This is a genomic window from Gramella sp. AN32, from assembly GCF_023718305.1.
GTDB lineage: Bacteria > Bacteroidota > Bacteroidia > Flavobacteriales > Flavobacteriaceae > Christiangramia > Christiangramia antarctica.
Map to the genome: position 1 here is coordinate 150399 of NZ_QEYO01000012.1, position 6007 is coordinate 156405.

Annotated in this window: 4 protein-coding genes and 1 pseudogene; all 5 read left to right on the forward strand. The window is 38.3% G+C overall.

Features of this window, described 5'->3' with window-relative positions; genetic code table 11:
- Nucleotides 1–4: 4 nt before the first annotated feature.
- Nucleotides 5–1237 carry a glycoside hydrolase family 88 protein gene (locus tag DHD80_RS13610; RefSeq protein WP_251741984.1) on the forward strand — a complete coding sequence of 411 codons (1233 nt, stop codon included), beginning with the start codon at nt 5–7 and terminating at the stop codon, nt 1235–1237.
- 9 nt (nt 1238–1246) lie between these two features.
- A complete protein-coding gene (locus DHD80_RS13615) occupies nt 1247–2794 on the forward strand; it encodes a DUF4955 domain-containing protein (RefSeq protein WP_251741986.1) in 1548 nt (515 codons plus the stop codon).
- A gap of 58 nt (nt 2795–2852) precedes the next feature.
- Nucleotides 2853–4448, forward strand: a complete 1596-nt coding sequence (locus DHD80_RS13620) for a sulfatase (protein WP_251741987.1) — start codon at nt 2853–2855, stop codon at nt 4446–4448.
- Between the two features lie 69 nt (nt 4449–4517).
- The gene (locus tag DHD80_RS13625; protein ID WP_251741989.1) at nt 4518–5723 is read left to right on the forward strand and encodes a DUF4861 family protein; all 1206 of its coding nucleotides are present in this window, start codon (nt 4518–4520) and stop codon (nt 5721–5723) included.
- Nucleotides 5724–5751: 28 nt separating this feature from the next.
- A pseudogene (locus DHD80_RS13630) lies at nt 5752–6007 on the forward strand (5-dehydro-4-deoxy-D-glucuronate isomerase); the annotation flags it as partial.

Genomic DNA, 6007 nt, shown 5'->3' on the forward strand with positions numbered 1-6007 from the left:
TTCAATGAAAAATTCAAAAACTGCCTTTTTAGCCTGTGTTTTAACAGTGCTTTTTTCTTGCAAGGAGAAGGATAAGAATAAGGATGAAGCAATGCCATCTACTTCACAAACAGAACAAAAGAATTTTCCAGATAAAGAACTGGATTTGGCTGTGGAACAATATGATTTACTTCTGGAAGATGCTCGGGAAGCAGATAAGATTCCCCGTACTGTGAACGAACAGGGAGAATTGCACTGGGTAAATGAAGGTTTTGACTGGACCAAAGGTTTTTTTCCGGGAAGTTGCTGGTATTTATACGAAAATACAAGTAATGAAAAATGGAAAAAAGCCGCTGATCATTTTCAATCAAAATTTGAAGATTTTAAAAATAGCACCCGCTATCATGATTTAGGTTTTGTTTTTAATTGTTCTTATGGAAACGGTTATAGGATTACCGAAAAAGAAGCTTATAAAGAAGTTTTGGTCACTGCGGCCAATTCGCTGATGGAGCGTTTTAACCCAAAGGTTGGATCAATTATTAGTTGGGATGTAGACAAAGGCTGGCAATCTGAAAGAGGATGGAAATTTCCTGTAATAATAGATAATATGATGAACCTGGAAATGCTCTTCGAAGCCAGTAAATATACCGGTGATAGTAGGTATAAAGAAGCTGCTATAGCCCATGCCAATACAACCCTTAAAAATCATTTTAGAGAAGACTATAGCTCTTATCATGTGGTAGATTATGATCCTGAAACAGGCGAAGTGAGGAGCAAACAAACTGCACAAGGCCATGCCGAGGAAAGTTCCTGGGCCAGGGGACAAGCCTGGGGGATTTATGGATTTACAATGTGCTACCGCTATACCAAAGATGAAAAATACCTGGAACAAGCTAAAAAGATCGCTGATTTTATTTTGGATTACAAAGACACACCCGATGACATGATCCCTTATTGGGATTACAATGCTCCCAATATTCCAGATGAACCAAGAGATGCTTCGGCAGCGGCTATCACCGCTTCAGCATTAATTGAACTAGCGGGGTATGATGACCAGAAATATATGGAATCTGCTGAGAAAATATTAAAATCCCTAGCTTCCAGTGAATATACCGCCCAGATTGGAGAAAACAATCATTTCATATTAAAACATAGTGTGGGAAGTATCCCACATAACAATGAGATTGACGTGCCACTGAATTATGCAGATTATTATTATATCGAAGCTTTGTTGCGCTATAAAAATGCTTCCAAATAAAAAAAGAAGATGAAAACCCTCACCCTTATTGTATTTTTATTTTCCTTCGGTTTTATGGCCGCACAGCAAGAGGAAAGCGCGCTATGGAAAGATTTTGTCATGGCTAAAGAGCAGGGCAACGAACCTATTCTGCCAGATTTCTCCTATGCAGGTTATCGTTATAGTGAGGAAGCTATTCCCTTGGTGAATTATAAAGAATATAATATCCTCGATTTTGGAGGGATTCCCAATGATGGTATGTCGGACAAAGCGGCCATTGAAAAGGCCATAAAAGCTGCTTCAGTGCATGGCGAGGGAATCATTTATTTTCCAAAAGGAACATATCATATAAATACTGATAAAGATGCTGATGATATCATAACAATCCCTTCTTCTAATATTGTTTTCCGCGGAGAAGGAAACAGGGAAAGTATTTTGTTTTTTGAAAATGATCTACCCCCAAAAGATCCTGAAAAATTATGGACAGTTCCCTATGCGATGGAAACAGAAGCCAGGGGTAAAAGTAAATTATTGGCGAATGTAACTGCTGATGCCCAAAGGGAAACTTTTGAGATTCATGTGGATCAGCCTTCAAACTTTAAAAAAGGAGATTGGATAGTGCTTAAAGTACAGAATAACAGCAAAGACTTGATTGAATATGATTTACAGCCGGCTGTAGCCCAGCCCGAATGGACTTCTATTCTTGAGAAAGGGGTGGGGGTAAACGAGCACCATCAGGTAAAGGACGTAAATGGAAATACCATTACTTTTTTTGAACCTATTCATTATGATATTCAAAAGAAACATGGCTGGACCATTTACAGTTTTCCACACCTGGAAAATATAGGTTTCGAAAATCTGGTTTTTGCAGGCAACTGGACAAGAGACTTTGAACATCACCGGTCTGCACAAGATGATGGTGGCTGGAGTATTCTTAACTTAAAAAGAGTGGTCAATTCATGGATCAAAGACTGTAGTTTCAAAAATGTTTCCAATGCAGCTAAATTTTCGATCTCTGCGGCCAGTACAGCTTTAAATATAGATATAGAAGGTAACTTAGGCCATAGTAGTATTTCTGCTGCGGGTGGTTCTACCGGTATTTTATTGGCCAGGGTGAACGATAAGGCCGGTATGTGGCACTCTGCCGGAGTGGGTGGTGGCAGCACCACGGGTACCGTTATATGGCGTTCAAAACATCCTGCTAACACATCTTTTGAATCTCACGCCTCACAACCACGGGTTACGCTCTTTGATCAGGTAAAAGGAGGTTTTTTCCTTGGAAGGGCCGGAGGTGCCAGACAAAATTTACCAAACCATGGCCGGTATCTCGTCCTTTGGAATTATGAAGAAACCGATGAAGCAGAAGAAAATTTTGAATTTTGGTCTTCTAAAACTTGGTATTGGAAGATTGTACCACCCATTGTGGTAGGTTTTCACGGTTCTGGAACAACTTTTAAGGAAGATGAAATTCAGGTACTGGAAAGCCTGGGGAAACCTGTAAATCCCGCGTCACTTTTTGAAGCCCAACTTGAATTAAGGTTAGGGGAATTACCAGAATGGATTGAAGATTATAATTAAAAAAAATCAATTAGCATGAATAAAGTTTCTAATTGAGAATGGGGAAATTGTAAAAACTATGAGATATACTTTAAAATATAGTTACGCCTTGGTTTGCTTGTTTATTGTGGGGTTTTTAGGATGTAATTCAGCTAAGAGCCAAAAGAAGGAACTCGACAATAAAATAGTAAAGCCAAACGTGATCATTATATATCCAGATCAGTTGCGCAGGTATAGTGCTGGGTTCTGGTCAGAACCGGAATATCGTGATGAAGTTATTGGAAAACCAGATCCAGCAATAACTCCTACTATAGATGAACTGGCTAAGAATGGGGTGGTTTTTACGCGCGCGATTGCAAATTATCCTTTGTGCAGTCCTTCTCGTGGAATGTTGTTGTCTGGTATGTACCCGGAACAGAATGGGATTTGGAATAACGCACGTATTGGAAGGGACGATGATCTAAAAGAAGACATCACCTCTATCACCAATTTATTTCATAATGAAGGCTATGATATTGGGTATTTCGGAAAAGCGCATTATATAAAACCAGTCCCCGAATTTAATGAGCAGGGCGATTATGTAGGCACACAGGAAGATCCGGGAGGACACTACGTGAACGATTATGATACCTATGTTCCCCCGGGAATAGACCGGCATGATATCGACTATTATTACCAGGTGTTAAAAGATCAGCACACTAATCCTTTGGTATATTCCAACGATCCTGCTGTGGTAGATGGTAATGAAGACGGCGAGCTGTATCAGCCTCATGAATTTTCAACAAAAATAGAATCGGAAACTATTATTGAATATCTGAAAAATAATAGGAATCAAAGAAATGCCGATAATCCGTTTTTTATGCTTTGGTCCATCAATCCGCCGCATAGTCCCTGGGATGATGCCAATACAGATATGGAAGAATATCATAAACATTATGACACCGATAAATATCCTAGTATAGACAGCAGCCTGGTAGTAAGGCCTAATGCCGATATTGAGGTTGCCAGTTATGCACGTAATTATTTTGCCAATGTAACAAGCATAGATAAATATATAGGCAGGGTATTAAGCCAGTTGGAAGAAATGAATGTTTTAGACAATACCATTGTGATTTTCACCGCAGATCATGGTGAAATGATGGGCAGTCATGGACTTACCGATAAAAATGTACTTTATACCGAGGCTATGGCAGTTCCTTTCATTGTGCATTGGCCAAAAGGATTAAAACCTGGAAAAACCGACGTGCTCTTAGGAAGTCCAGATATTTATCCTACCGTGGCGAGTTTAGCAGGTTTAAAGGAACAAACGCCTGAAGCTGTTGAAGGTAAAGACCTTTCAGCTTTTGCAGCAAATCCTCAAAAAAATGATACTAAACCTGAAAGTATCCTGCTAATGCTTGGGAATTCCCGGGGATTACAGACTAAACGTTATACCCTGGTTTTGAGAGAGAATAAAAAACAATGGGATGAACAGGATGGAACTAAAATCGCGGAAGCCTATATTTTTGATAATAAGAAAGATCCTTATCAAACTGAGAAGGTTCCTTTTGAAGAAAGACCAGAGTTATCTGCAAAACTCTTAAAAGAACTAGCAATAAAACTTAAGGAAGCAAATGATCCCTGGTTTCAGAAAAAAAAATATAAGGATTTGATTCCTTATGCTAAAACAAAATGAAAATAGTCAGGTTTAACTTTCTGAAGAATTAAAAATAAATCAACGATTATTTAAATTTTAAACATAAATATGAAAACAATAACGAGAGGCTTATTCTATTTCTTAACATATAGCTGCGTAATCATGCTGTTTATTAACTGCCGATCTGAAAAAAAGGAAAATGAAACGCAGGTTGTGGAGGTGAAAAACGAACTGGATTTCTCCCGCAATGAAGTTGTTGCTATAAAGAAAGAAGACTTAGCAGGGTTTTTAGAGAAAAAAGCTGAAGAAAACCTTCGTATCAAAAAGGAAAGTGAAGATAATTATCTGCATACACAATGGATTGACAATGACCTGGACGGAGTTATGGACGAATTGCTTTTTCAGGCAAAGGTGGAAGGCAATTCTTCTGTTAAATATATAATTGTTGAGGATAGTAGCAGGAAAGCTCCAGAAAGTGATGTCGTAGCTTATTCCCGTTTTGTTCCCGAACGTATTGACGATTATACTTGGGAAAATGATAAAGTGGCTTTTAGAACCTATGGGCCGGAGGCTAAAACAGCAGCTTTAGAAGGTATCCCCGGCGGCGTGATTTCAAGCGGAATAGACCTGTGGTTAAAAAGCACCGATAAGTCTATCATTGATGAATGGTATCAAAAGAACACAGAAGAGGAAGGTTACTACCATATAGATCGTGGTGATGGTTATGATCCCTATCATGTTGGATCAAGTAGAGGGACCGGAGGAATAGGAGTTTGGAAAAATGACAGTTTGTATGTTTCAGAAAATTTCGTTGACTATAAGACAATTGCAGATGGTCCTCTTCGTACGGTTTTTGAATTGACCTATGCCCCATGGAGTCCTTATAATATCTCAGAAACAAAAAGAATCACACTTGATTTAGGTTCAAACTTTTCAAAATTTGAAAGTGATCTTTCTTCAGCTCAAAAAGTTCCTAATTATACCATTGGAATTACTTTACATGAAAAAGAGGGGGAAGTAAAAATTAATGAGAAGAATGGTTGGTTTTTGCATTGGGAACCAATTAAGGGAAGCCGGGTAGGAGAGGGAATATTAATTACCCCAAAAGTTGTTGATTCCGCTTTTAGCCACAAATCTGAAATTCGGGATCGAAGCCATCTCTTAATAGTTACAGAACCTACAGAAAAATTGATTTATTATGCAGGATTTGCTTGGGAAAAAAGCGGACAAATTTCCAACTTAAAAGATTGGGAAGAAATGTTGGATCACCAATCCCAAATAATCAATAAACCTTTAGAGGTTATTTTAAAATAGAAATTAATAATACCAAAAATTAAAAATTATGACAAAATCAGATTTTAGATACGCGCATCATCCCGAAGATGCAAAAAAATATACGACACAAGAATTAAGAGATCATTTTTTGATCCCGGAGCTATTCAAGAAAAATGAAATTAACCTTACCTATACTATGTACGACCGGTATATAGCAGGAGGGGCGTTCCCGGTAGATAAAAAAATTAGCCTGGAACCTATAGACGATCTTAAAGCCGACTTTTTCCTGGAAAGAAGGGAATTGGGGATTATCAATGTAGGCG

Bases quoted from the DNA above. Each gene is read 5' to 3' on its own strand.
- DHD80_RS13610 (WP_251741984.1), top strand. From the start codon at position 5: ATGAAAAATTCAAAAACTGCCTTTTTAGCCTGTGTTTTAACAGTGCTT.
- DHD80_RS13615 (WP_251741986.1), top strand. From the start codon at position 1,247: ATGAAAACCCTCACCCTTATTGTATTTTTATTTTCCTTCGGTTTTATG.
- DHD80_RS13620 (WP_251741987.1), top strand. From the start codon at position 2,853: ATGAGATATACTTTAAAATATAGTTACGCCTTGGTTTGCTTGTTTATT.
- DHD80_RS13625 (WP_251741989.1), top strand. From the start codon at position 4,518: ATGAAAACAATAACGAGAGGCTTATTCTATTTCTTAACATATAGCTGC.